At 55.8% G+C, this 26,058-nt stretch carries 21 protein-coding genes, 3 tRNA genes and 2 pseudogenes; 12 read left to right on the top strand and 14 right to left on the bottom strand.

Annotation, left to right across the window (positions count from 1 at the left end):
* Positions 1 to 21: 21 nt before the first annotated feature.
* The 12 genes from IU367_RS09095 to kbaZ form a co-directional block, all read right to left on the bottom strand.
* Complete coding sequence (locus IU367_RS09095; protein ID WP_274454098.1) at positions 22 to 1,260, bottom strand: anaerobic sulfatase maturase; 1,239 nt, start codon at positions 1,258 to 1,260, stop codon at positions 22 to 24.
* A gap of 1,077 nt (positions 1,261 to 2,337) precedes the next feature.
* Complete coding sequence (locus IU367_RS09085; protein WP_274454097.1) at positions 2,338 to 3,384, bottom strand: glycoside hydrolase family 88/105 protein; 1,047 nt, start codon at positions 3,382 to 3,384, stop codon at positions 2,338 to 2,340.
* A 14-nt stretch (positions 3,385 to 3,398) separates the two neighbouring features.
* Positions 3,399 to 4,154: a 2-dehydro-3-deoxy-D-gluconate 5-dehydrogenase KduD gene (kduD, locus tag IU367_RS09080; protein ID WP_274454096.1), complete on the bottom strand. Its 756-nt coding sequence runs from the start codon at positions 4,152 to 4,154 to the stop codon at positions 3,399 to 3,401.
* Positions 4,155 to 4,218: 64 nt separating this feature from the next.
* On the bottom strand, positions 4,219 to 5,049 hold the full coding sequence (kduI, locus tag IU367_RS09075; RefSeq protein WP_274454095.1) for a 5-dehydro-4-deoxy-D-glucuronate isomerase: 831 nt from the start codon (positions 5,047 to 5,049) through the stop codon (positions 4,219 to 4,221).
* 201 nt (positions 5,050 to 5,250) lie between these two features.
* Positions 5,251 to 5,691, bottom strand: a complete 441-nt coding sequence (agaF, locus tag IU367_RS09070; protein ID WP_274454094.1) for a PTS galactosamine/N-acetylgalactosamine transporter subunit IIA — start codon at positions 5,689 to 5,691, stop codon at positions 5,251 to 5,253.
* Positions 5,692 to 5,752: 61 nt separating this feature from the next.
* Complete coding sequence (locus IU367_RS09065) at positions 5,753 to 6,625, bottom strand: PTS system mannose/fructose/sorbose family transporter subunit IID (protein ID WP_274454093.1); 873 nt, start codon at positions 6,623 to 6,625, stop codon at positions 5,753 to 5,755.
* Positions 6,615 to 7,379 carry a PTS N-acetylgalactosamine transporter subunit IIC gene (agaW, locus tag IU367_RS09060; RefSeq protein ID WP_274454092.1) on the bottom strand — a complete coding sequence of 255 codons (765 nt, stop codon included), beginning with the start codon at positions 7,377 to 7,379 and terminating at the stop codon, positions 6,615 to 6,617. Before agaW ends, IU367_RS09065 begins: the two co-directional genes overlap by 11 nt.
* A 39-nt stretch (positions 7,380 to 7,418) precedes the next feature.
* On the bottom strand, positions 7,419 to 7,919 hold the full coding sequence (locus IU367_RS09055; RefSeq protein ID WP_274454091.1) for a PTS sugar transporter subunit IIB: 501 nt from the start codon (positions 7,917 to 7,919) through the stop codon (positions 7,419 to 7,421).
* A 411-nt stretch (positions 7,920 to 8,330) separates the two neighbouring features.
* Positions 8,331 to 9,494, bottom strand: a complete 1,164-nt coding sequence (gene nagA / locus IU367_RS09050; RefSeq protein WP_274454090.1) for an N-acetylglucosamine-6-phosphate deacetylase — start codon at positions 9,492 to 9,494, stop codon at positions 8,331 to 8,333.
* Complete coding sequence (locus IU367_RS09045; protein ID WP_274454089.1) at positions 9,494 to 9,634, bottom strand: hypothetical protein; 141 nt, start codon at positions 9,632 to 9,634, stop codon at positions 9,494 to 9,496. Before IU367_RS09045 ends, nagA begins: the two co-directional genes overlap by 1 nt.
* A 26-nt stretch (positions 9,635 to 9,660) precedes the next feature.
* Positions 9,661 to 10,830 (bottom strand): SIS domain-containing protein, encoded by a 1,170-nt coding sequence (locus IU367_RS09040; protein WP_274454088.1) that lies wholly within the window; start codon positions 10,828 to 10,830, stop codon positions 9,661 to 9,663.
* Positions 10,831 to 10,841: 11 nt separating this feature from the next.
* A complete protein-coding gene (gene kbaZ, locus IU367_RS09035; protein WP_274454087.1) occupies positions 10,842 to 12,137 on the bottom strand; it encodes a tagatose-bisphosphate aldolase subunit KbaZ in 1,296 nt (431 codons plus the stop codon).
* A 281-nt stretch (positions 12,138 to 12,418) separates the two neighbouring features.
* Here kbaZ and IU367_RS09030 point away from each other — a divergent pair, with 281 nt between their 5' ends.
* From IU367_RS09030 to IU367_RS09010, 3 genes and pseudogenes are all read left to right on the top strand, one after another.
* Positions 12,419 to 13,216 (top strand): DeoR family transcriptional regulator, encoded by a 798-nt coding sequence (locus IU367_RS09030; protein WP_274454086.1) that lies wholly within the window; start codon positions 12,419 to 12,421, stop codon positions 13,214 to 13,216.
* 151 nt (positions 13,217 to 13,367) lie between these two features.
* Positions 13,368 to 14,529, top strand: a pseudogene (locus tag IU367_RS22085) (IS3 family transposase).
* A gap of 6 nt (positions 14,530 to 14,535) precedes the next feature.
* Positions 14,536 to 14,706: pseudogene (locus IU367_RS09010) on the top strand (IS1595 family transposase); the annotation flags it as partial.
* A 489-nt stretch (positions 14,707 to 15,195) separates the two neighbouring features.
* On the opposite strand, the gene IU367_RS09005 reads toward IU367_RS09010, so the two are convergent.
* Both IU367_RS09005 and dauA read right to left on the bottom strand, forming a co-directional pair.
* Positions 15,196 to 15,283, bottom strand: a tRNA-Ser gene (locus IU367_RS09005).
* A 182-nt stretch (positions 15,284 to 15,465) separates the two neighbouring features.
* Positions 15,466 to 17,202, bottom strand: a complete 1,737-nt coding sequence (gene dauA / locus IU367_RS09000) for a C4-dicarboxylic acid transporter DauA (RefSeq protein WP_274454083.1) — start codon at positions 17,200 to 17,202, stop codon at positions 15,466 to 15,468.
* A 580-nt stretch (positions 17,203 to 17,782) separates the two neighbouring features.
* Here dauA and IU367_RS08995 point away from each other — a divergent pair.
* The 9 genes from IU367_RS08995 (at position 17,783) to IU367_RS08955 (ending at position 26,033) form a co-directional block, all read left to right on the top strand.
* Positions 17,783 to 17,858: transfer RNA gene (locus IU367_RS08995), tRNA-Asn, on the top strand.
* A gap of 2 nt (positions 17,859 to 17,860) precedes the next feature.
* Positions 17,861 to 17,936, top strand: a tRNA-Asn gene (locus tag IU367_RS08990).
* A 213-nt stretch (positions 17,937 to 18,149) separates the two neighbouring features.
* The gene (locus IU367_RS08985) at positions 18,150 to 18,614 is read left to right on the top strand and encodes a hypothetical protein (RefSeq protein ID WP_192895780.1); all 465 of its coding nucleotides are present in this window, start codon (positions 18,150 to 18,152) and stop codon (positions 18,612 to 18,614) included.
* A 231-nt stretch (positions 18,615 to 18,845) separates the two neighbouring features.
* Complete coding sequence (locus IU367_RS08980; protein ID WP_241279035.1) at positions 18,846 to 19,331, top strand: YqhA family protein; 486 nt, start codon at positions 18,846 to 18,848, stop codon at positions 19,329 to 19,331.
* 121 nt (positions 19,332 to 19,452) lie between these two features.
* The gene (locus tag IU367_RS08975) at positions 19,453 to 19,902 is read left to right on the top strand and encodes a hypothetical protein (protein ID WP_241279034.1); all 450 of its coding nucleotides are present in this window, start codon (positions 19,453 to 19,455) and stop codon (positions 19,900 to 19,902) included.
* 4 nt (positions 19,903 to 19,906) lie between these two features.
* Complete coding sequence (locus tag IU367_RS08970) at positions 19,907 to 22,885, top strand: NHL repeat-containing protein (RefSeq protein WP_274454082.1); 2,979 nt, start codon at positions 19,907 to 19,909, stop codon at positions 22,883 to 22,885.
* Complete coding sequence (locus IU367_RS08965) at positions 22,885 to 23,709, top strand: FTR1 family iron permease (protein ID WP_274454080.1); 825 nt, start codon at positions 22,885 to 22,887, stop codon at positions 23,707 to 23,709. Before IU367_RS08970 ends, IU367_RS08965 begins: the two co-directional genes overlap by 1 nt.
* A gap of 108 nt (positions 23,710 to 23,817) precedes the next feature.
* On the top strand, positions 23,818 to 25,236 hold the full coding sequence (locus IU367_RS08960) for an NAD(P)/FAD-dependent oxidoreductase (RefSeq protein ID WP_274454079.1): 1,419 nt from the start codon (positions 23,818 to 23,820) through the stop codon (positions 25,234 to 25,236).
* A gap of 224 nt (positions 25,237 to 25,460) precedes the next feature.
* A complete protein-coding gene (locus IU367_RS08955) occupies positions 25,461 to 26,033 on the top strand; it encodes a hypothetical protein (RefSeq protein WP_274454077.1) in 573 nt (190 codons plus the stop codon).
* Positions 26,034 to 26,058 lie beyond the last annotated feature (25 nt).

The raw sequence follows: 26,058 nt of genomic DNA, 5'->3' as shown, positions 1-26,058 counted from the left end.
CATTCGTTCAGAGCATATTTATCAATACCATTGGTCGCTATTGCTAAGCCGGGTCATAATATTGGCCGCGACTCCTCCACGTTGGATCTCCTCCGCCATCATCTGCATGATGGGCGCGGTATGGTGGAAGATCTGACGATATGAAGAACAAAGATAGTTCTGACGATGTTTCTCTCCCTCTACCGATAATAAGCGATGCTTGGGACACCCTCCATAACAGAGCGGATAAACGTCACATTGCTTGCACTCGGTCGTCAGTCGTGATGACTTGACAGCTCCAAACCGTTTTTGCTGCTTACTGGTCGCCATGCTGGCCAGTGACTGCTGATGGATATTGCCGAGCCGATTGGCGGGATAAACATAATGGTCGCAGGCATACAGGTCACCATTTGCCTCGATGACCATTGCCTGACCACACTCTTTAGCTTGAATACAAACCGAGGCTGAATATCCCATCCATACCGACAACATACTGTCAAACATGCGCACAAAGATTTGACCAACATCGGCTCGACACCACTCGTCGAAGACATCTGTCATGAAACAACCATAACCATGCGCTGGCACAGAAAATCCCGTCAGCTCTGGATTTGGAGAGGGAGAGTAGTGGCCACCGTTGTCGACCTGACAGGCAGATGTGATCTCAACGATCGGGATGAACTGGAGGTGCTCTGCCCCCAGCGCTTTCAGCGCAAGATAGGTATCACGTCCCTTGTCCCAATTTTTATCATTGATCACCGTCAAGGTGTTGAACTCAACGCCGAATGCCTTCAGCAACCCGATCCCATGACGTACCCGCTCAAACGTGGGATTGCCATTCACCGAGACACGATAAGCATCGTGCACACTTTGCAGCCCATCGACCGAGACCCCGACCAGGAAATCGTGTTTGGCAAAAAATTCGACCCATTGACGGTTGATCCCAATCGCATTGGTTTGAAAGCTGTTAGTAATGCGTTTTCCATCCGCATATTGTTTCTGATACGCCACCACATTGTGATAAAAATCCAGTCCTGCGAGCGTGGGTTCTCCCCCCTGCCATGAGAAGTCGACCTGCTCACCATGCTGAGAACGGATATATTCCCGTATGTAGCGCTTCAGGGTCACATCTGACATGGCCTGCGAGGCGGCGGGGTCCGTCTGGTAAATAGAGTGCTCTTTCTCTAGGTAAAAACAGTACTCACACTTCAGATTGCACCGATAACCGGTTGGCTTAGCCATCATATGAAATGGCGTCTGACTCTTTCTATTCATATTCATGGAGCTGAAACATCAAATGAAGTAATCTCACCATTGTACGAAAGGTTACGAAAGGCTTGGTTGCGTCAAGTCACACTTAACGCAACAAAATAAAGGAATAAAAATAAATATTAAGGGAAATGAAGACCTCAGCCTATAAAGCTGGCTTTTCACACCATGACGGCTCGTATACGCAGATGGCGTTATTCCCGTGACGTGTTGACGAGTCGCTTGACCCCTCCCTGCATCCATGATAAGGAGCTTGTTTGGCTCCTGTACCGTCGCCCGGAACCACGCCAGGTAATTCGCCAGATAGTCCGTTCCTACTCCGCGGCACTTCTCCATCCAGCCACGCCAACGGCTCACATAGTTGTTCAGGATCTGGATGTGGAAAATCTCATCCTCTGCACGATGATGCTCATTGGCAATCAAACGCTTATTAATTATCCCGTGCCCGCTTCCGCCACCTTGATATCCCTCTGGTTACCATCACGACACAGGATGGCACCTCGCGCCAGCAAGGGCTGCAGCGAGGGTTCGAGCTGCCGATAAGACTTGTCCAACAGCACCTTGTCACTCTCTCGCCCATAGCTATCCGGCGCTATCAGGCCAGCACCAGTGGCACATGCCCGTGGCCCCGCCCTCCATGCCGTCTTGCTGGCCGATGCCCCTTGAACGACTCCGGGGTAAACACTTCATCCGCCTCAACAATCCCGGCCAGTCGGGAGGCACACGTACTCAGGGCATTGCGCAAGAACCTATGCCGCCACCGAAAAGCGGTTTTCAGATTGATTTGGTGTAACTGGTTGAATGTCTTGCCGCATGAGCGACAGCGATAACGCTGTTAGCCATGGCCTGTCCCCAATGAATGACCTAGGTGGCGTAACAATGGGGACAATCCGCCGGTCGCACCGCTCGCTGCTCGGCCAGGGCCTGGTGTATGCACTGTAAGTGGTCGCCGATAGCTCCTGGGCGCGTTCCAATTGCAGAGGGCTGGGCTCGGCAAAGGAGCGAAGACAGGTCCTCTGTCCATGGCGACATCCCCCTGTCTGAATGCTTGAGAGCAGTATAAAAGGAGTCGCCAATACATTTAATACACTACATCAGTCGCATCACTTCCGTTGCGGCCAGCATAAAGGTGCCAGCACCATAATCGATGTTATGGTCTCGCTGCACGTCGCGCGGATTAAACGCGGGCAGCTGCACCCAACCGATCATACCATTTTCATGGATGCAACCGAGTAACGCCTGCCACGATGAGAGAACCTGAGGAAGATACACGTCACGAGACAACACGCCCTGGTTGATCCCCCAGGCAAGTCCATAGCAAAAGAGTGAGGTAGCGCTGCTCTCTGGAGCCGGGAAATGCGCAGGATCGAGCAAGCTGGTGCGCCAAAAACCATCCGGCTGTTGATACCGGCTAATCGCGCTGGCCAGATTGCAAAACAGCGACAGGTAGCGCTCCCGCGATGGGTGATCCTCCGGCAGGCGAGCCAGCAGACGTGGAATACAAGCCAATACCCAGCCAACCCCGCGACTCCAGAAGACCAACTCTCCATTCTCTTCACGCAGCTCCCCCCCTTTCCCATCAGGGATGTAGCGGTGATCGCGAAAGAACAGACCGATTTGCGGATCAAACAAATGATCCACCGCATCCCAGAATGCAGGCTCCATGTAATCCAGATACTTGCGATCTCCGGTCAGTTGTGAGAGCGCGGCAAAAACAGGCGGAGCCATGAAGAGCGAATCACACCACCACCAATCCTGGCGGCCAGGTGCAGGGGATTCCAACATCAGCTCGAGCGCCTTGACGGTCGACTCCAGCGCCTCAGGCTGATTGATCAGCGGGTAAACATCCAGGTAGGCCTGACAGCATACATGATCGTCGGCAAAGCGTGGATTTGGGCCTGCTCGAAACCCTGTGTGCAGGGTATAGTTCATCACCCCGTCGAGGTACTCATTGTCATCCGTTGCTTGCCAGGCGCTCGCCACGCAAGACCAGAAGACACCTCGCTCCCAATCCGTGTCTTTAATAAAGCGGATCTTGCCGCTGCGACGAACCACACTGCGAGTCTGATGGGCAGCCTGATAGCGGTATACCCGCTTCATCGCCGCCAGAACCTCATTTTTAGCTTCTGATGCCATAATAGGCCTCCTCATCAACGAGCCAGCCAGCCGCCATCAACAGCTAGGGTGTAACCACTGACATAGTCGCTGGCAGAAGAAGCAAGGAAGACGGCAGGGCCGGCCAGATCGGATGGAAGTCCCCAGCGATTGGCAGGGATCCGTTCCAGGATGGCCTGATTTCTCGTCTCATCAGCACGCAAAGCGGTGGTGTTATCGGTGGCCATATAACCAGGGGCAATGGCGTTGACGTTGATATGATGATGAGCCAGCTCAGTCGCCAGTGCCCTTGTCAGCCCCATCACCGCCGATTTGCTGGCTGTATAGGAAGGAACCCGCACCCCACCTTGGAAAGAGAGCATGGAAGCGATATTGATGATCTTGCCACCCTCCCCCTGCTTGACGAACTGCTTGGCCACCGCCTGCGACAGGAAGAACACCGTCTTCTGGTTGATGTCGATAACGTCATCCCAATCCTTCTCGGCAAACGCCAGAATATCCTGACGACGGATAATGCCAGCATTATTGACCAGGATATCGACCTTCCCCATCACTTCGACGGCTTCACCGACGATCTCTTCCAGCCGATCTTGTCGCATCAGGTTGGCGGTAATGTAGTGAAACTTGCGTCCCAGTGCCGTGACGGCAGCTTGAGTCTCGGGGGCCGGCTCGTAACCCACGCCCACAATATTGGCACCGGCTTGGGCCAGTCCCAGCGCCATTCCCTGCCCAAGACCGGTGTTACAACCAGTCACCATGGCGACTTTACCCGTGAGATCAAACATGTTCATATTTCTTCCTGCAAAAAGCGGTGCGGCTTGTATCAGACAAGCGCAAAGATGAGTTAAGTGGGGATTACTTCAGATCTGTCATGGCGACATGATCCATGTCGTGGAAAGTCTGGTTCTCACCGACCATGCCCCAGATGAAGGTGTAAGCCGCAGTGCCAACACCGGAGTGGATAGACCAACTCGGGCTGATCACCGCCTGTTCGTTACGTACCACCAAATGACGCGTCTCCTGAGGTTCCCCCATATAGTGGAAAACCAGGTTGCTCTCTTTCATATCAAAGTAGAGGTAAACCTCCATGCGGCGCTCATGGGTATGACACGGCATGGTATTCCACAGATTACCCGGTGCCAGTTCAGTCATGCCCATCAGCAACTGACAGGTCGGCAACACAGAGGGATGCAAATATTTATAGATAGTCCGAACGTTGCAATTCTCCTGACTACCCAAAGATTCTGGGGCAGCCTCTTCGCGAGAAATCTTGCGAGTCGGATAGCCATGATGAGCCGGGGCACAGTTAAGATAGAAACGGGCAGGTTGGTCAGGCTTGACGCTGGCAAATGCCACTTCACGAGCCCCCATGCCGACATAAAGTGCCTCACGGCCACCGATCTCGAAGGTCTGCCCATCGACCGTGACCAGGCCCGGTTCCCCGATATTGATCACCCCCAGCTCACGACGCTGCAGAAAGAACTCCACTCCTATCTCCTTGCCCCCCTCAAGCAAGAGCGGATGATCAACCGGCACCGCTGCCCCCACTATGATGCGATCGATGTGGCTATAGGTCAGATTGATCTCATTTTGCTGGAACATGTCTTCGATCAGAAAGTGACGACGCAGGTCGGCCGTATCCAGTTGCTTGGCATGCTCACTGTGTATTGGTTGACGAATTTCCATTTTAAAACCTCAGGTTATAAATGCAGCCACCATGGCCGATGACAATGACAGCCTGGTCAAAGCGTTGCAGGTCCAGTGCAACAGGGTCAGAGATCCCGATATATGCACATCGTCGGATACCCACATCAAACGGGCATAGTGCCCTCGCGCCCAAGAGAATCTCCAACCCATAGAACCTCGGGACGGCTGTTCACTCGGACATTAAAGGCCTTCCAACACATCCGACTCCTCCTGAGCCATGGCGGTTTCCAACGCCTTGCGCATATCCTGCATCGTGCTTTTACCTATCTCTTGCAAAATCTCGACAAGCTCGTTTAACGACGCGCCATCTCGCTCAAACGCTGCATTCGCAATCATCGGCAAGTTGACCCCTGCCAATACTTCGACCTGTGCGGTATCCATCAAAATGGCAGTGGCACGATTGGCCGGCGAACCGCCCGGAATATCCGTGAGAAATAGTACCCCCTCATCGGAGTTAACTTCCTGGGCCGCTTTTCGCAAAGCCGATTCCAATTCATCCGTCGACATAGACTCGATAAAATCGACGAAACACATCTGTTCCGGCTCACCCACAATAGCTTTAATTGCAGACTGCATCCCAGATGCAAATTTGATATGTCCTGAGACCACAATACCGATCATATTATTGGCACCTCTAGAATAGATGGGAGCATGGCCCCCCATTGCCGGCTGATTATCGTATTTAAATAATTCCCAGGTAGTGACCCACCACCCCGGCAGCCAATGTGGAAAAGATCAACACCGGCGGCTTAGCCCAGAACCCGGTTCCTTTCACCATTTTGAACATGAAGAACACCAGGGCCAGTGGCAATAAATTAGGCATAATCTTGTCAAAGAGAGACGATTGCAGCTCGACGGCCTTCCCCCCTAATTCTAATGATGCAGTGGTCTGCAACTTTATAAAGGTTGCAGAGAGCGCACCAATCACGAAAATACCCATGATATTGGCCGCCTTAGCCAATTTCTCGGTAGCATCGCTCATATTGATCATGGCCGCCGTACCAGCACGGTACCCCATGAACATCAATCCGAAGTAAACAAAAAAGTGTACTACCTGGTACAATAGGAAGAATACAAATGGACCCGCGATAGACCCTTCAATGGCAATGGATGCGCCTAGAGCCAGAGTCAGCGGCATCAACGTCATATGATCGATGGCATCACCAATACCGCCGGTAGGCCCCATGCCTGCGACCTTCATGACATTAACAGTCGAGGGTTTTTCCTTGTTCTCCTCCATGGCAATGGCGGTACCGAGCAGGAAGGTAAATAGCTTGGGGCTGGCATTGAAAAACTGCAGATGGTTTTTCAACGCCTTGGCCAAATCGGGTTTACTGTTGCCATGGATCTTTTTCAACGCAGGGATAATAGAATAAGCGAACCCCCCCCCCTGCATTCTTTCAAAGTTGAAATTACCTTCCATAAACAAGCCACGCAATGAACAGATCCATAGATCCTTCTTGGTGATAACTTGACGTACCGTGGTATCTTCATAGGCGTCCACGTTATCCACCATTGACTTGTTCACTTGGGATACAGTGATATCAGATGCCATCTTCGAAATCCTCTGCTTGCTTGTTTGAATTGCTGTTACCACTGAAGAAGTAATAAAGCGCTGCGGCCGATGCGCCCAAAATTGCGACCGCCATGATCGGTAACTTCAGGTAGGTAGTCATCACAAAACCGATAAAGAACACCCCGGCAACTTCCTTGGACCACATGATTTTAAGCAACATGGCGAAACCGATAGCAGGTACCATTTTGGCACCAATTCCGAGGCCTTCCAGCAATACAGTGGGTGCATTCTCATCAATCCAGGTCGCACCATGTTCACCAAAATAGACCGTAATAAATGCCACGACCGCATAGAGCATTGAGCGTACTGAAATAGTTGCAATCAATAGTCGATCAATACCGGCTGCATCAGCCTGCTCAGCATAGCGATCAGCCTTACCCATAGTGAAGGAAGTCAAAGCAAAGAAACCAATCACTAACATCTGCATCAATACAGCTATCGGCATCCCTACGCCCATGGCAACTTCAGCAGACTGCCCGGTCATGACGGCAAATGCGACCGCAGCAATCGTACCCATGGTGACATCAGGTGGCTGAGCACCAGCATTAGGAACAAGCCCCAACCAAGCCAGTTCCAGCGTTGCACCCGCGATCAAGCCGATCTGCATATCCCCCATAATCAAGCCGACGACGGGCCCCGTAATCAATGGCCTGTGTATATTTAAAGCCACATCATATTTATCTATACCACAAAAAAAAGCCCATATTGCGACAAGCATAGCTTCGAAAAACATGCTCTATTCCTTGTATTAATGAACGACACTAGATGAATATTAAATATCTGACTTTACTAGTTCCAATATATTTACCGGCGTCTGATCAGGTGTGTTTTGAACAGTGCAAGTAACACCTTTGCTGACCATGGATTTGAACGCTGAAATGTCTTCATCATCAATGGAAACTGTTTTTGCGATCTGTTGTTTACCTTCGCGATAATGCATATTACCGACATTGCAATGGGAGATCGGTACGCCACCATTAACCAAACGAGCCACATCGGTTGGATTATTACAAAGGATGAAAATTTTTTGTTTAGGTGAGGCAGCATGGATCACATCTATCGTTTTCTCGATCGAGAAAAATCGAACCGCATATTCACCACCGGCAGATGCTTTCATTCCTGCTTGCATAAAGGCCGAATTAGGACCCGCTGCGGCTTCATCATTCGCTACCAGGATCAAGTTAGCCTCAGTATGCTTTCCCCAAGTAATACGAATTTGGCCATGTAATAAGCGTTCATCAATCCTTGTCCATACGATATTCGGAGCTGTCATGGATATCATCCCTATATTGTAGGCATACCTGCACATAAGCTGGTAACGCACTAAACTATCTTAGTTAACTCACCAAGAGGCTGCATCAGTGTCACGCTCAGCATATTGCTGCCTCTACTTAATCTATAAAGATCAACTAATCACAATAACTTTGTTTAACTGCGACTAGTGTACTCCCTGTAATCGCAAGAACGAAATGAAAGAAAACGAAAATGCGATCGCTTTCACGAAGTTTTAAAAACATTCAAAAAAGACATCGAAAGTACTTTTGCTAACATCACCTTTAACGGGATCATTTGGAGCTTTTTCTGGCAACATATATCCCTGACGGACAGTAAAGTTATTATTCAAATACATAAAATCAAACAGGTACCAATAATCCAATTCCCTCCCATCCATATATCCCCCCGCTCATGGACTAAAACGAAATGGGGGGAACAAGGAGGAATCGACATGACGCCCCGCTACCCAGATGCATTGTTGTTGTAGCCTCTCATCTAGAGCCAACAAATTGGCCTGTTTACCGACGACCAACGAACCGAGTCGATCGTCGATCCCGAGCCAGCGGGCCGGCGCGAGGGAGGCCTGATGAATAGCATCAGCGAGCGGCACCCCAGCCAATAGCACCATGTTACGCACTGCGCCGAGCAAGGTGAGCGTACTGCCGGCTAGGCCGCCTTGTTCGGTACGCACCACGCCGTCCTTCATTTCGACCCTGTATTCACCGAGCTGGTAGAAGCCGTCTGACATGCCAGCAGCACGCATGGCATCGGTGATGAGCAACAGCCGATCGCCAGCGCAACAATGGCAAAGACGCAGCACGGTAGGGTGAACATGGTGCCCGTCGGCAATCAGCTCCAACCAGGCGTGCGGATGGGCTAGGGCGGCTCCAACCATACCAGGCTCGCGATGGTGCAGGCCGGTCATGCCGTTGAAGCAGTGCACGACACCATCGGCACCCGCTTCGAAAGCAGCCTGGGTGGTGTCGTGGTCGGCCGCGCTGTGTCCGAGCATCACTCGTACACCATGCTGGTGCAGGTGTGTGATGGCGGCCATGGCACCCGATTTTTCCGGTGCCAGCGCCACCACCTTGAGGGTGCCGCCGCTACAGGCCATCAGGTGATCGAGCTCGGGCAGGGTAAGCTCGCGGAATAAAGCCGGCTCGTGTGCGCCCTTGTTAGACGGAGTAAAGTAGGGACCTTCCAGATAGCTGCCAAGCAACTCGGCGCCCGGCATCCCTGTCTCGGTGGCCAAGTCCACACGAGCCAGCGCCTTTTCCAGCTCAGCCAGCGGGGCTGTCACAGTGGTGGCGAGAAAAGCACCTACGCCTTCGCTCGCCTTACCCAGGGAGAGAATTCCTAAAGCCTGTGGAGTCTCGTCCATTACATCCACCCCGTGGCCACCGTGCACGTGTCCGTCAATAAGGGCCGGCACCAGCAGATCCACATCGAAGGTGGCCTCATTCCACGCGAGCGGGCCGATGCCGGTGATCCGCCCATTGTCATGATCTAACCAGTGTGCCTCGCACCAGCCGGTCTCAGTGAGCAGGCGGCGTGCCCTGATCCGCTCGACCATCAGATGCCCTCCTCTGCCAGATAGACCACATCCTCATAGCCCTCTTCTATCGCGCACAGCATCTTTCCAACAATGGTGAGGCAGAAGCTCCCCACCCCAAGTTGACCGCTCATTAAACCCCGATAGATCTGCTTCAACATATTGTTGCACATGGCTTTTCACCTAGTTACTGACGCAATTGATCAGGATGCGGGTATATGGTAACCCCCTGCACGACTCGGTTGACGCAGCCACTAGGACAAGGATTGTCCGGGCTGATGCCAAGCGTCATCGAGGAATAAAAGGCGTAGAACTGGGCGTAGATTAGGTAACAGAACACCAACTCGGCATCATTCCCATTCAGAGTCTCCGGCAGGTAGATGTGCTCACCAGCCTCAATGCGAGGATCCGGTATATCAGCCAGAGCCACCACACGGGCAGCCACACCATCACGGCGCAATTCCTGCAGCAAATCCAGATCATACTGGCGGGTATAGGAATCGTTGGAGATCATCTGCACTATCAGGGTTTCGCCGTTAACCACCGACTTGGGCCCGTGGCGGAACCCGGTGGGAGAATCGAACATGGCAACCAGCTGGCCACTGGTGAGCTCAAGCAGCTTGAGCGCAGCCTCCTGAGCAACCCCCTGCAGGCTACCGCTGCCCAAATAGATAATCCGCTTCGGTTGTGGCTCGTTCCAAGCAGGCACAACCGTCACTACCTGCTCCAGGATCGCCTCAGCTACCCGAGCAAGTGGGATGCAGCTGACCGGATTGAACTGACGCGGTAGAAATACGGCCAGACAGCTCAACATCATACTAGTGAGACTACTGGTCATCGCGAAGCTGCGATCGTTGGTCTGCGGCGGCATCAGCAGTGCGAGTGAGCGGCCATCCTTCTGGCAGCGGTGATACAGCTCCCCTTCACCATTGCAGGTGAGTACCAAGTGGTAGCAGTCCCTTACCAGAGTACTGGCCAGATCGACGGCAGCCACACTTTCCGGGCTGTTGCCAGAGCGAGCGAACGAGACGAGCAGAGTTGGACAATCCTGCGCTAAGTACGCTTGGGGGTCGGTGACAATGTCGGTGCTGGCCACTGCCTCGATGCGGCCACCGAGCCGTGCCGACAAATAGGGCGCCAACGCACGGCCAGCAAAGGCCGAGGTTCCGGCGCCGGTCAGGACCACACGTAAATTTCCACGTGATAACAGAGGTATAAGAAACTGCTCGATGGTCGGCCGGCACTCCTCGACCATGCTCAGAGTCTCGAGCCAAGTCGCCGGCTGCTGTCGGATTTCACTCGCAGTAGCGAGCCCTTGGGCTACTCTCAACATCTCTTTTTGATAACCAAGAATCATGGAACAATACCTCACATCGCCATTTCAGGCAGGGGATAGCAAGCCCGAGAGTAGTGCTGCAGCACCTCTTGAACCTGATCGAGAATAAGACTGTGGGGATCCGCAGCAAGGCGACCCTCACGTACCTTTTGATACTGAATGGGCAGGAACTGGCTAAGCAGTGGCAGAGGGATCTGCTGCTGTTCCAGATTGGCCAGCAAATTGCTATAAGCCTCATCTACTCGCTGCTCAGGCCAGTAGTAACGGACGCGATCCGAATAGCTGTAACCTCGAGCTAGCCGTCGATCATTGTCGCTACCCTGATAGTGGTTCTGCCAATATCCGGGGTGTTCCAGCATGGTCTGTTCGAGGACCTGACGCAGCCCAGAGCAAGCGCTGGCAAGCACCAACTCAGCTTCAATGGCCGCCAAGGAGAAAAGAGCTTCACGCAGGGCAAATGTGAGCGCTGGGCCGACCTTCAGGATGGCGAAATGATCACGCACCAACTCGCGATAGGCCTGCGGCGTCTGGTAGTCAGTTGAATGGGCCTCAAATACCATATGAGGGTGGCCCTCGATCATCCGGCTCAGGGCTGTGGCTTTATTGCTTCGGTAATCCACCACCCGAGCATGGTCAAACTCGACGCCAGGCTGTACCACCAGCGCGATGACGCGCGGCCAAATAGCTTCCAGACCGACACGGGCAAAGGCTGTGCGATGCGCCTCTAGTGTATAATAGGCTGCCTGTGGTGTGGTCACAGCCAGCTCAGCGAGATCTTCATGAGCACCACCCGGTACAGGCACTTCAGTACCAATAACATAGAGCAAATCACTGCTACCGAACCGCTCACGACAGGTGCGCTCAGCCACTAAGGCGAGGCGAGCAGCACGTTCGGCTACCACCTCGTCACTGAGCGGCTCAGGGTCATCGGAGCAAGCCATACTGCAATCCAGGTGGATCTTCTTGAAACCAGCCTCAACATAAGCGGCGATAAGTGTGTCGGCATTCGCCATCGCTTCGGCGGCGGGAAGCCCCTGCCAGCGGTTAGGACCAAGATGATCCCCGCCAAGGATCAGCTGTTCACGCGCAACACCACAGCGATTGGCAAGCTGATAGAAACGATCACGAAAATCGGCTGGAGTCATACCGGTATAGCCACCAAACTGATCGACTTGATTGGAGGTCGCCTCCACCAGCAATATATGTCCTTCGGCCTTGGCTAGCCTTAGTGCAGCTTCTAGCACAAGTGGGTGCGCTGAGCAGACAGCGGTGATACCAACAGCCTCTCCCCCCTTGTTTCTTTGAACCAGTGCCTCAATACCTTTCATTTACCCTCCATCACACTTTTAAAATGCATTTAATTCTTTCGGTTTGTTTTCATTAGCATAACTTTAGAAAAATAAAAAAACAAAACGAAAGGAACAACATTCTTTGAGGAAGATCACAAAAATGAAAAGAAAGGAAAGGCTAGGGGCTGGCGAGCTTTCTGTGTCGTAAAAACGTATAGAGAAGACTTGATTTGCATCGCCCGCTAAGCGTTAATACGGTAAATGCAATGAAGTGAAAGTCCGTGAACAAACCGGACAACCAGAGCGGATAAAGCGGAATAATGCAAACTACCGAGAAAAGTGCCGTCGGCACCAGTGAACGCCGCGAGCGTATCATCCAGCAGTTGCGCAGCCATGGCAGCGTACAGGTCAATGAATTATCTACCCAGTTTCAGGTCTCTACCGTCACCATTCGCAACGACCTCACCTTCCTTGAAAAACAGGGTGTCGCCCTGCGAGCTTACGGCGGAGCCCTGCTCTGTGAACCGGGTCAACAGATCCCTGAACGTACCATCGCCGACAAGAGTCAACTCAATACTCCTGTAAAACAGAGAATTGGTGCTCTAGCTGCCACTCTGGTCCCTCCAGATTCCCGCCTAATACTGGATTCTGGAACCACGACGATGGAAATCGCGCGTCATCTGCGCAATCACAAAGATATCGTGGTGATGACTAACGGCATCAACGTGGCGAACCAGTTACTGGATGCAGAAGGGGTCGAGTTGCTGATGACTGGGGGACATTTGCGCCGTAAGTCTCTCTCCTTCTATGGCGCGCAAGCGGATCAGTCTCTGCAGAACTACCACTTTGATATGTTATTTCTCGGGGTAGATGGAATTGATCTGGAACGTGGTATCAGCACCCATCACGAGGATGAAGCACGCCTAAACCGCTGCATGTGTAGCGTGGCTGAACGTATCATTGTAGTGACAGATTCAACCAAGTTTCACCGTCTCAGCCTGCACAAGATCATCGATACTCACAAGATTCATACCATTATTACTGACGATGCCATTCCGCAAGATTGTCTGAAAGGATTGCGTCAAATAGGTATTGAGGTTCTGCTTGTTCCAGCATAAAAACAGCGGTGTTCCAATTGCCTTGTTTGTATGAGGTGCCTCATGTAACACCTAATTGGGCCATAGATATGAAAAAGCCCGACTGTAGTGGTCTAATCATCCCGGACACCATTTTAGGTGGTACAGTCGCCACCATAATCAGAGGTGTTCAATGACAAGATTACGTCGTTCATTGGCTGCCGAGTTCAAACTGGAAGCCGCATTCTTGGTGCTCGACCAGGGATATTCTGTCCCTGAAGCTAGCCGTTCATTGGATGCCGGTGAAACTGTACTTCGCCGATGGAAGCAACAGCTTCAATCCGAACGCACTGGCACACCCCCTATGAGCAAGGCGCCGACCCCAGAGCAGCAGAAAATCCAGGAGCTGGAAGCCCGCATAAACCGACTTGAACGCGAGAAGGACATTCTAAAAAAGACTACTGATCTCTTGATGGCGGACGAGCTTACACGTACGCGCTGATAGACCGATTAAGGGAGCAAGCCCCCATCACCCTGGTCTGCTGCGCTTTCGATGTCCCCACTTCCTGTTTTTACGACTATCTGGCCCGCAAGCGGGCGATTAACAGTGAGCGGATGCAGCAACGCAGCGCGTTACGCCGTTTGTTCAAAGAGAGCCGGGATTCAGCGGGCTGCCGCGCCTTGATGTCGATGATGCGAGAACTGGGACATCAAATTGGCCGATTCAAAGTACGTAGTCTGATGAAAGAAGCTGGACTGGTATCCAAACAACCGGGCATCCATCGCTATCAGGCTGCCCGGTCTGAACGGCCCGATATTCACTATCTGTTGTCGCGTGAATGTGATGTCAAACAACCCAATCAGGTGTGGTGTGGCGATATCACCTACATGTGGACCGGTGGTCGTTGGCATTACCTGGCTGTGGTGCTCGACCTTCATACCCAGCGGGTTGTGGGGTTGGCGAGCCTGATAAACCAGATGCCGAGCTAGCAGTGAAAGCGCTCGAGATGGCGTATCAGCAACGAGGTTGTCCATCAGGCGTGCTGTTTCACTCCGACCAAGGCAGCCAATACGGTAGCCGGGCATTTCGGCAACGGCTGTGGCGCTATCGTATGACCCAGAGCATGAATCGGCGTGGTAACTGTTGGGATAACGCCCCGATGGAGCGGTTGTTCAGAAGCCTTAAAACGGTGTGGGTTCCGGCCATGGGATACATGAGCCTGTCGGAGGCGAAACGAGATGTCAGTTACTACCTGATGGATTACTACAATTGGCGGCGTCCACATCACCACGATGATGGGATATCACCAGCAGCAGCCGAAAATCGGCCTAACCCAGTGTCCGGATTTAGTTGACCACTACACCGTCGGCTGAAAGGGTGGATGGAGCGGTTCCATGGTGTGGCGACTCATTACCTGAGGAATTATCTGGGTTGGCGCAGGATGCTGGAGCGCTACGGTAAGGGAGTGGGTATCAGAGATTGTTTGCATGAGGCGCTGGGGCGCCCCATATCACACGTAATTGGGGCATAGCCTTTGGTATCGCAGCATTGGATATCAAATCGATGTATTTCGGTGCTTCTAACTGTGCTTGGAAAGCAACACGGCCAAGCGAAATTGAGAAAGTCGTTAAGCCGAAAAACGCTGGCCATCACGATGCAATTTATCAAGCTGAGCTTTTCAGCCTAATTCGTAAGACATTGATGGGTAGATCCATAGAACCCCACTATTAACGTTGACTGTAACGAAACTCCCCCTGCGGCTACGGCAAGGAATGCTGGTTAGAAAGAGATAACGCCCATCAAGCCACACGGCTATGGGCATCTTCTTATCTACGGTGAAGTGTATGTATGGTGCTCGTTCTTGTACCATATGTTACAGACCGTGAGTATCGAGCAGACTGTCCAGCGTCGTACGATATGGTTCAGTACAAGCCAGCATCAGATGGCATAATGGATGGCATATCAAAATATCGTATATAAAGAAAAAGCCCAAGCAATTCAACTGCTTGGGCTTATCATTTGGCGGTGAGGGAGGGATTCGAACCCTCGATACGTTGCCGTATACACACTTTCCAGGCGTGCTCCTTCAGCCACTCGGACACCTCACCAAATTTTCTCTCACATTTTCAGGTGCCTGAGTTGCACCATCGCTTGCGGGCCATGCCGCGGCGACGGGGCGTAATGTAAGGGATGCGGTGTCCTGGGGTCAACGCAATTTTGCGGTTTTCAGTCTGTTTGCTCAAGAACCGAGCCAACTGCGCAAAATCTTGTCACCCCAGCCCTCCTTTGATCAGGTTGCCGGCTGTTCGTGGCTGTGTTCGCCTTTCAATGCCTCTTCCAGCGAGCCATAAAACTCCAGCTGACCGGGTACGGGACGCACCTTGGCCCGCGCCAGGGTCTTCAACGGCTGAAACTGCAACTCGGCCACCCGCAGCTCCACTCCAGCCTTGGCCATCTGCTTTTCAAACTGCAGGAAAGCAGAGAGTCCCCCGGCATCCAGGATGGAGACAGCCTCCATCTGCAATACCAGCAGCTTGTGCCCCTGAACCTGAGCCACCAGCTCGCCAAAGACACGCTCGGCTGCCGCAAAAAACAGCGGGCCGTTGATCTTGTAAAGCAAGGCATTCGCCGGCACTTCGTGGGCATAGCGCTTGTGATCCGCCAGATCGTGCAGCCTGGTCATCTTGGCGATTTCACGCATGAACAGCAGGGAGGCGAGGATCACCCCGAAGGTGATGGCAATCACCATGTCGAAGATGACGGTCAGCGACAAACACACCACCAGCACCAACACATCGGATTTGGGGGCGCGACGCACCAGCTCCACCACCTTGTGTGCCTCACTCATGTTCCAGGCCACGATCAGCAACAGCGCGGCCATGGCCGAGAGCGGCAACCAGGAGAGCCAGGGGGCCAGCACCAGAATGGCGGCCAGTACCACAAGCGCATGCACTATGCTGGAAACCGGCGAGGTGGCACCTGCCCGTACGTTGGCGGCGGAACGGGCAATGGCCGCCGTTGCCGTAATACCACCGAAGAAAGGCGCCAATATGTTGCCCAACCCCTGCCCCACCAGCTCGGCATTGGAGCTGTGTTTGCGACCCGTCATGCCATCGAGCACCACGGCGCAGAGCAGCGACTCAATGGCCCCCAGCATGGCCATGGAAAACGCAGCCGGCAGCAAGCGCTCGATGGCCGCCAGGTTCCATTCGACCGGTGAACCATCCGGCCCCGGCAGTGCCCAGGGCATTACCAGAGTCGGCGCTATGGGCGGGATCCCCATGCCTTGTGTCCCATCTGCCAGGGTATAACTGAACTTGCTGCCAATGGTGGCCACATCGACACCAAAGTAGTGCAGACCAAACCCCAGCCCCACACCCACCAGCACGGCGGGTAAGTGACCGGGCACCGGCAAGCGCAGCCGTGGCCAGAGCAATAACACGGCCAGGGTAGCAATCCCGACCAACGTGTCACCCCATTGCCAGCTTGGCAGGGCATGTACCAGCGCCTCTACTTTGCCTATGTAATTTTCCGGCATATCGGGCACGTGCAGGCCGAAGAAGTCCTTGATCTGCAAGGTGGCTATCACGATGGCGATCCCGCCGGTAAAACCCAGGGTCACTGACGGCGGAATGTATTCAATCAGGCGCCCAAGTCGGGCCATCCCCATGGCGACCAGAAAGAAGCCCGAGATCAGGGTCGCCATCAGCAGGCCACCGACCCCGAATTGCTGGGCCACAGGGTAGAGGATCACCACGAAGGCGGCGGTCGGCCCCGAGATGGAGAAGCGGGAGCCACCGGTCACGGCGATGACGATGCCGGCTATGATGGCGGTGTAGAGACCGTGTTGTGGCGGCACGCCACTGGCAATGGCCAGCGCCATGGCCAGCGGAATGGCGATGATGCCGACCGTGATGCCGGCGATCAGATCGCGGCCAAAGCGGGGAAGGCTGTAGGGTTCATCAATACAGGATTGGCGTAAAGCAATGGCCAGCTTCACGCTTTGCAAAGGAGCTTGGTTGTGCATGTATATCGTAATACCAGAAGAGGGAGACAAAGGCCGGATTGAACCGGCGCCCGATCATCATCAAGGGCCGGCAGAGCTGTCGACACGGCGATGGTATCCTGAGCAACCATACCCCAGCCGATGAAATATTTCGATGGGCGGGATCAATGAATGGCCGTTACCACGCAAAATTGCCGTTTATTGTCCACATATCGCCGCCTTTTCTCACCATTACGCCGAACTTTCACTTCGCCTGCTAACTAAATCCTGACGCATCCACATCGCTCACCTTATCCGTCACGCCTCTCCCTGAGTCAGGGCTCCAGTTCTCCGGCGTGCGGCGCCACTGTCACCCGCCGTTCAGCAAGCCTGCCGTGTGACTCGCCATCGAGGGCGGCCTGCTCCCGGCCAGCCGCTAATGTGCCAAAACGAAAAAGTGACAGGCAAAACGCCGTCTCAAGCTGCTGATTGTGCTGAAAATAGTCCACAATGACCAAGTTTTGGACAAACAGGGCGAAATTCCATTTTTTGCGCCGGATCGCGGGTTGACACCCGGCCGACAGGCTATTAATATCCGCACCGTCTCAACGAGACAGGCAATTCCTCCTTAGTTCAGTCGGTAGAACGGCGGACTGTTAATCCGTATGTCACTGGTTCAAGTCCAGTAGGAGGAGCCAATTCCCTCGTAGTTCAGTCGGTAGAACGGCGGACTGTTAATCCGTATGTCACAGGTTCAAGTCCTGTCGAGGGAGCCAAATTTCAAAGCCCAGTCTCAGGACTGGGCTTTTTCATGTCTGCCACATCCTCCACTTACTCACCCTCTTTTCTTCTCCATCACGGCTCGCACCCTATTGCAAAGCTGGCTCTCGCCTCCCGATCAGGAGACAGACACAAGCAGGTAGCCCTTGGTCGCACGCAGTACTAAAGTGGATGAGGTGAATAACCTGACAACAGAAGCGAGCAATATGATGCACAAAACCATGATTACGGCGGCAGCGCTGGCCCTGCTGATCCAGTCCCCTGCCCACGCCATCAGTGCCAAATACCGCCAGCAACTCGAAAACTCCGGCTGCACCCAGGCCTCCGAGTTGCAAGGGTGCGATATCACCAAGAGCAAGGCCGAAAATGCCAAGGCTGGTTTTGGCGAGGCAGCCACTCCCGCGAGCACGGAGGCCGCCGCAGACACCACACCCTATGCTGGGCAATGGGTGGCCAAAAGCAACGAAGGAGCCACAGTTGCCACCATCCGTATCGATGGCAAAGAGCAGGTTTGGGTCAATGGCAAACAGGTCAAGGCAAAGCGGGCTGACGGTGCACTGCTGTTCAAGCAGGGCACCATTACATTTACCATTCAGGGCGATCGCCGTCTGAAGGGGGAAGATGTCTGGATCGACAGTGATGCGGGCACCAAGGGCCCCATCAATATCGAGTAATAACCGAGGTGCCCGGCCCACAACCGGGCGCCCGTTCTGCATTCTGACTGCATTGCATCAGTACCGAGCGCTTGCCATCTGTGACAGTGGCACATCGACTGTCAGAGCAGGCCCCATCAATGCGACACCTTCTACCGAGCAAGCGGCCATGCAGGCTTTATCAGTAAAACATGCATTCGTCGCCTGACTCAGGCGATAATCAGCCCAATCTCACCCTACTCAGGAGTTCTCATGCGTCGGTTCAACTTTATGCTCAATGGCAGCCGGTTGATGATGTTCCCGTTTTATGTGTGCATTCTGGTGTGCGTGGCGCTCTTGATGGTGAAGTTTGCCATGCAGCTCTATACGCTGTGCCGCGACATCATCGACATCCATTATCTTGACCTCATCACAGGGGTGCTGACTCTGGTGGACTTCGTACTGGTGGCGCAGATGCTGATCCTGGTGGCCATCTGCGGCTATGTGCAGTTTATTCAGACTCAGGAGCAGCGCGAGGCGCTCGGCAACAACTGGCTCAGCAAGATCAACTTCGCCTCCCTCAAACTCATCGTCATCAACTCCCTGGTGACCATAGCTGGGATCGAGGTGCTCAAGGCCTTTCTGGACGATGGCACCGGCAATGAAGTCGAGATGAAGTGGTCTGTGATAGTGTTTCTCGCCTTCTCCACCGCGGCGCTCATCTACGCCATCACGGAACGGCTGGCAGATCACAAATGACCCAACCCTGTTTTCATTCAGGATTTATTCATCAAGAGCGGAATTGATAACTCTTTTCATTACCTTTACTGCATTGTAAACTTGCTCCCCCGGGCTGGACTGCCCGGGCGCTGGAGCACCTATGACAAGCCTTTCTCTCTCACCCCGACACTGCTGGCAGTGGCTGGCCTATCACCATCAGGCCGCTGAGGGCTCCCTCTATCTGATGTTCTTCTCCGGCCTGTTGCTGTGGGAGCAGCTGACCCCGCTCTGGGCGCTGGCGCGCTGGAATCTGTTTGTGCATGTGATGCTCTCGCTCACCCTGTTCCCCCTGCTGTTTGGCGCCTTCTGGCTCTCCCATCGCAGCCTGCTGAACAAGAGCCACAAACCCTTCTTGCGCACCACGGGGCGGATTATCGAAGCCCTGCTGCTGGTCTGTCTGACCAGCGGCCTGCTGCTGGTGCTGCACGGCACCCCGGGCGACAGCATGGGCAGCCTCGCCAGCTGGGCCCACTGGCTAAGCGCTTTGGCGTTAACTCCTCTGGTGCTGCGCCACGCCTGGCGCTGGACCATCTTGAAATGGCGCTCCTGATCCCATGCTGAAGTTGCTGTTTTCCTGCCTGCTCACCACAGCACTGCTGCTGGGTACCCATACTGCCGCGGCCCAGCAGATGGGCGCGGCCATGATCGCCTATGACGAGGGCGAGACCCATCGCCTCGTCACCGCCAACCTGAGCGCAGGATCTGTCACTCTGCTGGCACGAGACAACGGCAAGCGGCTCAAAGAGGCCCGCTTTGGCGGTGATCTGCGCCAGTTGGCCCGCGCAGGCGACGGCACCCTGCTGGTCACCGATTACAGCGGCGATCGGTTGCTGCTGCTGGATGAGGATCTCGACCTTGCGAAGGTGATCCCCACCGGCCATAGACCCTATGGGGTCATCTTCGATCCCAAGCGGCAGTGGTTCTGGGTCACGCTGTTTGAGGCAGGCCGCCTGCAGGCCTACGACACCTCAGGCAGACTGCAGCTGGATGCGGCCAGTGCCGAAACCCCGCGCGGGCTGGCGCTGACCAACGACGACCGCCTGCTGCTCACCCACGCCATGACGGGCCAGCTCGCCATCTATGATCTCGGCAAGCTCGAGAGCGGAGCCAACGGCACCACCCTGCCCAAGCCGCACCTGATCACGTTGGCCGAGACCCACAGCGATACGCCGAGCGACTCCCAGGGCTTGCCGCGCCTGCTCGATGGCATCACTATCTCCCCCGATGGCAGCGAAGCCTGGCTGCCACATGTGCTGTGGAGTTTCGACCACCCCTTCCAGTTTCAGAGCACCGTCTTTCCGGCCGTCTCCATCATAAATCTCGATGAGGAGAAAGAGCGGGTAGATGAAAGAAAGCAGCTCTTTTTGCAGATCAACCTGCCGAGCGTCGGCAACCGCAGCCAGATCGTCTCCAACCCGTTCGCGGCGCGCTTCGCCGCCGACGGCAAGCGGATCTACCTGACCCTGGCGGGCTCGGAGGATCTGCTGGTGTTCGACCTGTCGCGCAGCGGCAAGCAGAACAGCAACCGCCACCGCCGCAAGAAGTTTCAGGGGGGCGCCAAGGCGACCCAGCTCCTTCGCCATCTGCCGGGCCAGAATCCGCGGGATCTGCTGATCGATGGCGACCACCTACTGGTGCACAACGCCATGGGGCAGGATCTCACCCGTCTCAACACCGGCGGCAGCGGCCCCTTCGCCCGGGTCACCGTCGATCAGCCGCACTTCGCCAAACTGGTGGAGACGGATCCCCGCCCCGAGGCGCTCAAGCGCGGCGAGCGGCTGTTCAACTTGGGCAACACAGCTTCCAACTCACGCTTCCCCATGGCGGGGGACAACTGGATGAGCTGCAACTCCTGCCATCTGGACGGGTTCAACTTCACCAACCGCTATCTGATGGCCGCCCATCGCCAGCAGAGCAGCGATAACGCCATCAATGGTCACGCCAACCTCGCCAACATGGTGGCCGGGGACTTTATCGGCGAATACCTGCGCATGACCCAGCAGACCCAGGGCGGCATGGGCCATGACACCCGCGATGGCGCCGAGGCAGTTGACCCCGCCAGGCCCCAGCCCGAGGTGAAGGCCATGATGGAAGACTTGCACGCCTTCGTGACCGCCGATGGCAACCTCCCCTATCTCGCCAACTGGCTGCGGCTCGATGCCCCGCGCACGGATCCGGCCAAGGCGCCAACCACCCATCCCAAGGAGTGGCTCAACTCCGCCTCCTGCCAGAATTGCCACCAAGAGGCGTTTGCGGACTGGAGCGAGAGCAACCACAGGCTGATGGGCAACTCCCACCCCTACTACAAGGTGGTGCAGGCGCTGGCCCGCCAGACCGAAGGCGAGGCATTCGGCCAGTGGTGCCAGGGCTGCCACATGCCCCAGCAGGTGATGAACGGCCAGCAGGATATGCCCAAGGGCTCCCACATGTTCGAGCAGGGCGGTGCCTCGCTCATTGCCGCTCATCAAAAAGGCGAGCCCGTGGTAGAGGAAGGCACAAGCTGCGTGCTCTGTCATCGCATCACCCGGCTCGAAGACGCCGGCGGCAACAGCGCCTTTACGGTGAACCTCAAAGACAGAGAGAGTTATGTGTTCGAGGATGCCCCGGGCGGCAGCCTCAAGCACTGGCTGGCCGAGCGGCAGATCAACGCGCGCCCCGCCATGCACAAGGCCTCCTACCAGAAGGATTTCTACCGCGACGCGGCCCTGTGCAAATCCTGCCACAACGAGTTTGCCCCGGGCACAGGCGCCAATATCGTCAACACCTGGGATGAGTGGGAGAACTCCAGTTTCGCCAAGGCGGACGATCCCGCCAAGCGGCGCAGCTGCATCGACTGTCACATGAACCCGGAGCCGGGCAATGGCGGCGCACCGGTGGCCGGCCAGTCCACCGAAAACGGCACAGTGAAAGAGCGGCTCTATCGCCACAACTTCACCGGCGCCCAGCATCAGCTGGTGGGACTGCGCAACCCTGAACTCGAGCAGGAGAGCCTGGCGCTGTTGCGATCCAGCGCCACCCTCTCAGCCCGCATCGAAGGGGCAGCCGATCGCCGCCAACTGGTGGTGCGGGTTGCCAATACCGGCGCGGGCCACGCTCTGCCCACCGGGGTCGCCGATTTTCGCGAGCTCTGGCTGGAACTGACCGTCACCGATGCCAGCGGCAAGCGGGTGCTTGCAAGCGGCCAGCCGGTGGCTGGCGCCGTGCCCGAGGACGCGCGGCTGTTCAGGAAGGTATTTGGCGATGCCGACGGCAAACTGGTGGGGCTCAAGTTCTGGCGTTACGCCAAGCTGCTGGCGGATACCCGCATCCCGGCCGATGGCTGGCGCGATGAAGCCTGGCCACTGCCGACGGATGCCCGAGGGCCCTTCCAGGCCGACATCAAACTCAATTTCCGCACCTACCCCAAGTGGGTCAATGATGCGGTGCGCGCCGCCGAGCCGAGCCTCCCGGAGCCACCCATAGTGCTGCTCAACCGGTTGCAACTCACCTTGCAACCCACCTCCCCTACGCCTGACACGGAGCCTGAATCCTGATGTTTGCAAGTTTTCTCATTACCCTGCGCGAGGGGCTGGAAGCCTTTCTGCTGGTGGGCATCTGCCTCTCCTATCTCGCCAAGCTGGGGGCGAGCCGTTACAACAAGTTCATCTATTTGGGGGTGGGGTTGGGTCTGCTTGCCTCCCTCGTCGTCGCCTTCCTGTTCCAGGTGGTGGTGAGCCAGTTCGAGAGCGAGCGCTACAACCACCTGCTGATGGCGGGGATCCTGATCTTCGCCACCCTTGTGCTCACCTACATGGCGGTCTGGATGCAGAAGCAGGCCAAATCCCAGGTCGGCGCCATGACGGCGCGCATCGATGCGGCCATCGATGGCGGCAACCTCTTTGGCCTGGTGCTGCTCGCCTTCCTCGCCGTGATGCGCGAGGGCTTTGAAACCGTGCTCTTCTTCTCGGCCCTGGTCTACTCAGGGCAAGGGGTGGATCTGCACGAGGGACTGATGGGGGCGCTGGGCGGACTGCTGATCTCTGTGGTGCTGGTGTGGGGCCTGCTGCGCTCTACCCGCAAGGTGGCGCTGGCCCCCTTCTTCCGCTGGACCGGCCTGCTCATCATCATCATAGCCGCAGGCCTGCTGTCGTCCGCCGTCAACATGTTGCAGGCGGCGGGGGTCATCACCCTCTGGACGACGCCGGTATTCAATATCAGTCACATTCTCGACGATCAGGGGGTATTCGGTACCTTCCTGCGCGCCCTGTTTGGCTACAATGCCTCACCGGCCGGCTTGCAGTTGCTGACCTGGGCCAGCTACCTGGTGATCTTCGTCACCATCTGGCATCGCAACTATCGCCACAAAGTCCAGGGGTAAGCCCGCCTCTTTGCGAGATATGAATACGGCAAGGCGGCTCACGGGATGGGCCGCTTTTTTCACCCTCTTCCCCTTTTCTCTTCAGCCAGATTTTTCGGATACACAGTCATGAGCGACAGCAAGAAGATTGCAGTACTGGGCGCAGGCCCTGCCGGTTTGATGGCCGCCTGGCGTCTTTGCCAGGCCGGTTTTGCGGTCACCCTGTTCGAGCAGGAGCCCGTGGTGGGCGGCATGTGCGCCACCCAGACCTTTGCCGGCAAGGATGGCGACTATCGCTTCGATTACGGCGGTCACCGCTTCATCACCAAGAACCCCGAGCTGCTCGCCTTTATCGACGAGCTGATGGGGGACGATCTGCTCCACGCCGATCGCAAGAGCGTGATCCGCTTTGGCGGGCGCACCTATGACTACCCCTTGAACCTCACCAATCTGATCAAGACAGCCCCCCTGCCGCTGATGGCCGGCGCGGTGAAGGATCTGCTGCTGTTGCCCTTTGCCAAAAAGCCGGAAGACTTTGACAAGGCGAGCTTTGCCGAGTGGATCCAGAGCCACTTCGGCCGCACCCTCTATCGCCAGTTCTTCGAGGGCTACACCGGCAAGCTGTGGGGCATCAACCCGGACCGGCTCTCCGCCGACTGGGCTGGTCAGCGCATCAGCCTCATCGATCTCAAAGACGTGGCACGCCGCCTGCTGCCAAGGCGCAAGGGCAACCTCTCGGTGCGTACCTATGCCCGCAAGTATCGCTATCCAAAGTATGGTTTCGGCCAGATCTTCGCCACCCTGGGTGAGCGGCTGGTGGCAGAGGGCGTCGAGCTCAAAACCGGCGCCACCATCACTCGCCTTGAGGAGATCGATGGCCGGATCGAACGGGTTTATTGGCAACAGGAGGGTGTTGAGCAAAGCGAATCCTTTGATCAGGTGATCTCTACCCTGCCGCTGCCGCTCACCTGTCAGCATCTGGGCTTGCCGTGCGATCTGCACTACCGCTCGCTTCGCTTCGTCAACATGCTCCTCAATCAGGAGAACCTGTCGGACAACACCTGGCAGTACCTCTCGGATCCACACATCCTGGCCACCCGCTTGCAGGAGCCGCGCCGGCGCAGCCCCTTTATGGCGCCGGTGGGGAAAACATCCGTGATGCTGGAGATCCCCTGCAATCCGGGGGACGAGACCTGGCAGGCGCCGCTGGCCGAGCTGCGCGGCCGGGTCACCGCCGATCTCGCCAGCCTGGGGGTGGATACCGCCAAGCTGGGGGACGAAACCTTCGAGGCGCGCAGCGAGTACGCCTATCCGCTGATGGATCTGGGCTATCAGGCCCGCCGCAACGCCGCCATCCAGGCGCTGATGCCGATTAGCAATCTCATCATGACCGGCCGCCAGGGGACGTTTCGCTACATCTTCACCGACACCGCCATGGAGATGGGGATGATGGCCGCCGACATGGTGATCGACGGGGTGGACAGACGCCACGCCATCTTCAATCATCGCAACGAAAATACCGTGATCGAGACCCAGAGCGTGGCGTGAGGCCGATGACAGGTGTTCAACAGGCAGACAGACGCCGCAACACCTTCAATCATCGCAACGAAAACACAGTGATCGAGACCCAGAGCGTGGCGTGAGGATGTTTGCAGGTGTGAGACAAGGCTGACAGACGCCTCATCACCTTCACTCATAGCCATGAAAACAGCGTGCTCGAGACCCAGTGTGCGGCCTGAGGGCCGTGCCGTAAGCACAACAAGGAGAACAGGATGATCATACGCCCGGGTTTACTCGCCCTCGCCCTGCTGATGGGCCCGCTGCTGACCGGTATGGGACAGGCCCAGGCTTACTCCTACGCCGCCGCCGGCAAGGAGCCGCTGATCGATGCACGCGAGGCGCTGCTCGGCGCCGCCAGCGACGGCAAGGATGCCGGCGAGCTGCTCAAGGGGATTGCCGAGGAGCTGGCCTATCTGGAAGAGCACCACAAGGTCGAACTGCAAGCGCCGCTGGCTGCCGCCATCAAGGCCCAGGATGCGGCCGCCACTGCCGCCCTGCTCAACCGCGCCTACAAGGCGGAGATAGAGCGTCGCCTCGAGGGGGCCAGCCAGAACCTCGGAGATTACCAGACCGCCAAGGTGCTGGTGGTCAAGAGCAAGCGCTTCCTGGATTTGATCCTCCCCTCTCTCAGTGAAGGGGATCGCAAGGCTGCCGAGCAGGCGCTGGCCAGGGTGCTCGATGCCATCGGCAACCCGGGTGTCTTCGGGGTGGGTGCCAAGCCTGCCGATGCCACCGCCTTCGCCGACGCCGAAAAAGCGCTGATGGCCGTGCTGGCTCCGCTCTGATGACCCTCTGTCAATCATTGCGCCA

This window comes from Aeromonas bestiarum (genome assembly GCF_028751155.1).
GTDB lineage: Bacteria > Pseudomonadota > Gammaproteobacteria > Enterobacterales > Aeromonadaceae > Aeromonas > Aeromonas bestiarum.
Note: the sequence above shows the minus strand (reverse complement) of the source record. Positions and strands in the feature narration are given on the sequence as shown.

Bases quoted from the DNA above. Each gene is read 5' to 3' on its own strand.
- IU367_RS09095 (WP_274454098.1), bottom strand. From the start codon at position 1,260: ATGAATATGAATAGAAAGAGTCAGACGCCATTTCATATGATGGCTAAG.
- IU367_RS09085 (WP_274454097.1), bottom strand. From the start codon at position 3,384: ATGGCATCAGAAGCTAAAAATGAGGTTCTGGCGGCGATGAAGCGGGTA.
- kduD (WP_274454096.1), bottom strand. From the start codon at position 4,154: ATGAACATGTTTGATCTCACGGGTAAAGTCGCCATGGTGACTGGTTGT.
- kduI (WP_274454095.1), bottom strand. From the start codon at position 5,049: ATGGAAATTCGTCAACCAATACACAGTGAGCATGCCAAGCAACTGGAT.
- agaF (WP_274454094.1), bottom strand. From the start codon at position 5,691: ATGATCGGTATTGTGGTCTCAGGACATATCAAATTTGCATCTGGGATG.
- IU367_RS09065 (WP_274454093.1), bottom strand. From the start codon at position 6,625: ATGGCATCTGATATCACTGTATCCCAAGTGAACAAGTCAATGGTGGAT.
- agaW (WP_274454092.1), bottom strand. From the start codon at position 7,379: ATGTTTTTCGAAGCTATGCTTGTCGCAATATGGGCTTTTTTTTGTGGT.
- IU367_RS09055 (WP_274454091.1), bottom strand. From the start codon at position 7,919: ATGACAGCTCCGAATATCGTATGGACAAGGATTGATGAACGCTTATTA.
- nagA (WP_274454090.1), bottom strand. From the start codon at position 9,494: ATGGTCGAGCGGATCAGGGCACGCCGCCTGCTCACTGAGACCGGCTGG.
- IU367_RS09045 (WP_274454089.1), bottom strand. From the start codon at position 9,634: ATGTTGAAGCAGATCTATCGGGGTTTAATGAGCGGTCAACTTGGGGTG.
- IU367_RS09040 (WP_274454088.1), bottom strand. From the start codon at position 10,830: ATGATTCTTGGTTATCAAAAAGAGATGTTGAGAGTAGCCCAAGGGCTC.
- kbaZ (WP_274454087.1), bottom strand. From the start codon at position 12,137: ATGAAAGGTATTGAGGCACTGGTTCAAAGAAACAAGGGGGGAGAGGCT.
- IU367_RS09030 (WP_274454086.1), top strand. From the start codon at position 12,419: ATGCAAACTACCGAGAAAAGTGCCGTCGGCACCAGTGAACGCCGCGAG.
- dauA (WP_274454083.1), bottom strand. From the start codon at position 17,202: ATGCACAACCAAGCTCCTTTGCAAAGCGTGAAGCTGGCCATTGCTTTA.
- IU367_RS08985 (WP_192895780.1), top strand. From the start codon at position 18,150: ATGCACAAAACCATGATTACGGCGGCAGCGCTGGCCCTGCTGATCCAG.
- IU367_RS08980 (WP_241279035.1), top strand. From the start codon at position 18,846: ATGCGTCGGTTCAACTTTATGCTCAATGGCAGCCGGTTGATGATGTTC.
- IU367_RS08975 (WP_241279034.1), top strand. From the start codon at position 19,453: ATGACAAGCCTTTCTCTCTCACCCCGACACTGCTGGCAGTGGCTGGCC.
- IU367_RS08970 (WP_274454082.1), top strand. From the start codon at position 19,907: ATGCTGAAGTTGCTGTTTTCCTGCCTGCTCACCACAGCACTGCTGCTG.
- IU367_RS08965 (WP_274454080.1), top strand. From the start codon at position 22,885: ATGTTTGCAAGTTTTCTCATTACCCTGCGCGAGGGGCTGGAAGCCTTT.
- IU367_RS08960 (WP_274454079.1), top strand. From the start codon at position 23,818: ATGAGCGACAGCAAGAAGATTGCAGTACTGGGCGCAGGCCCTGCCGGT.
- IU367_RS08955 (WP_274454077.1), top strand. From the start codon at position 25,461: ATGATCATACGCCCGGGTTTACTCGCCCTCGCCCTGCTGATGGGCCCG.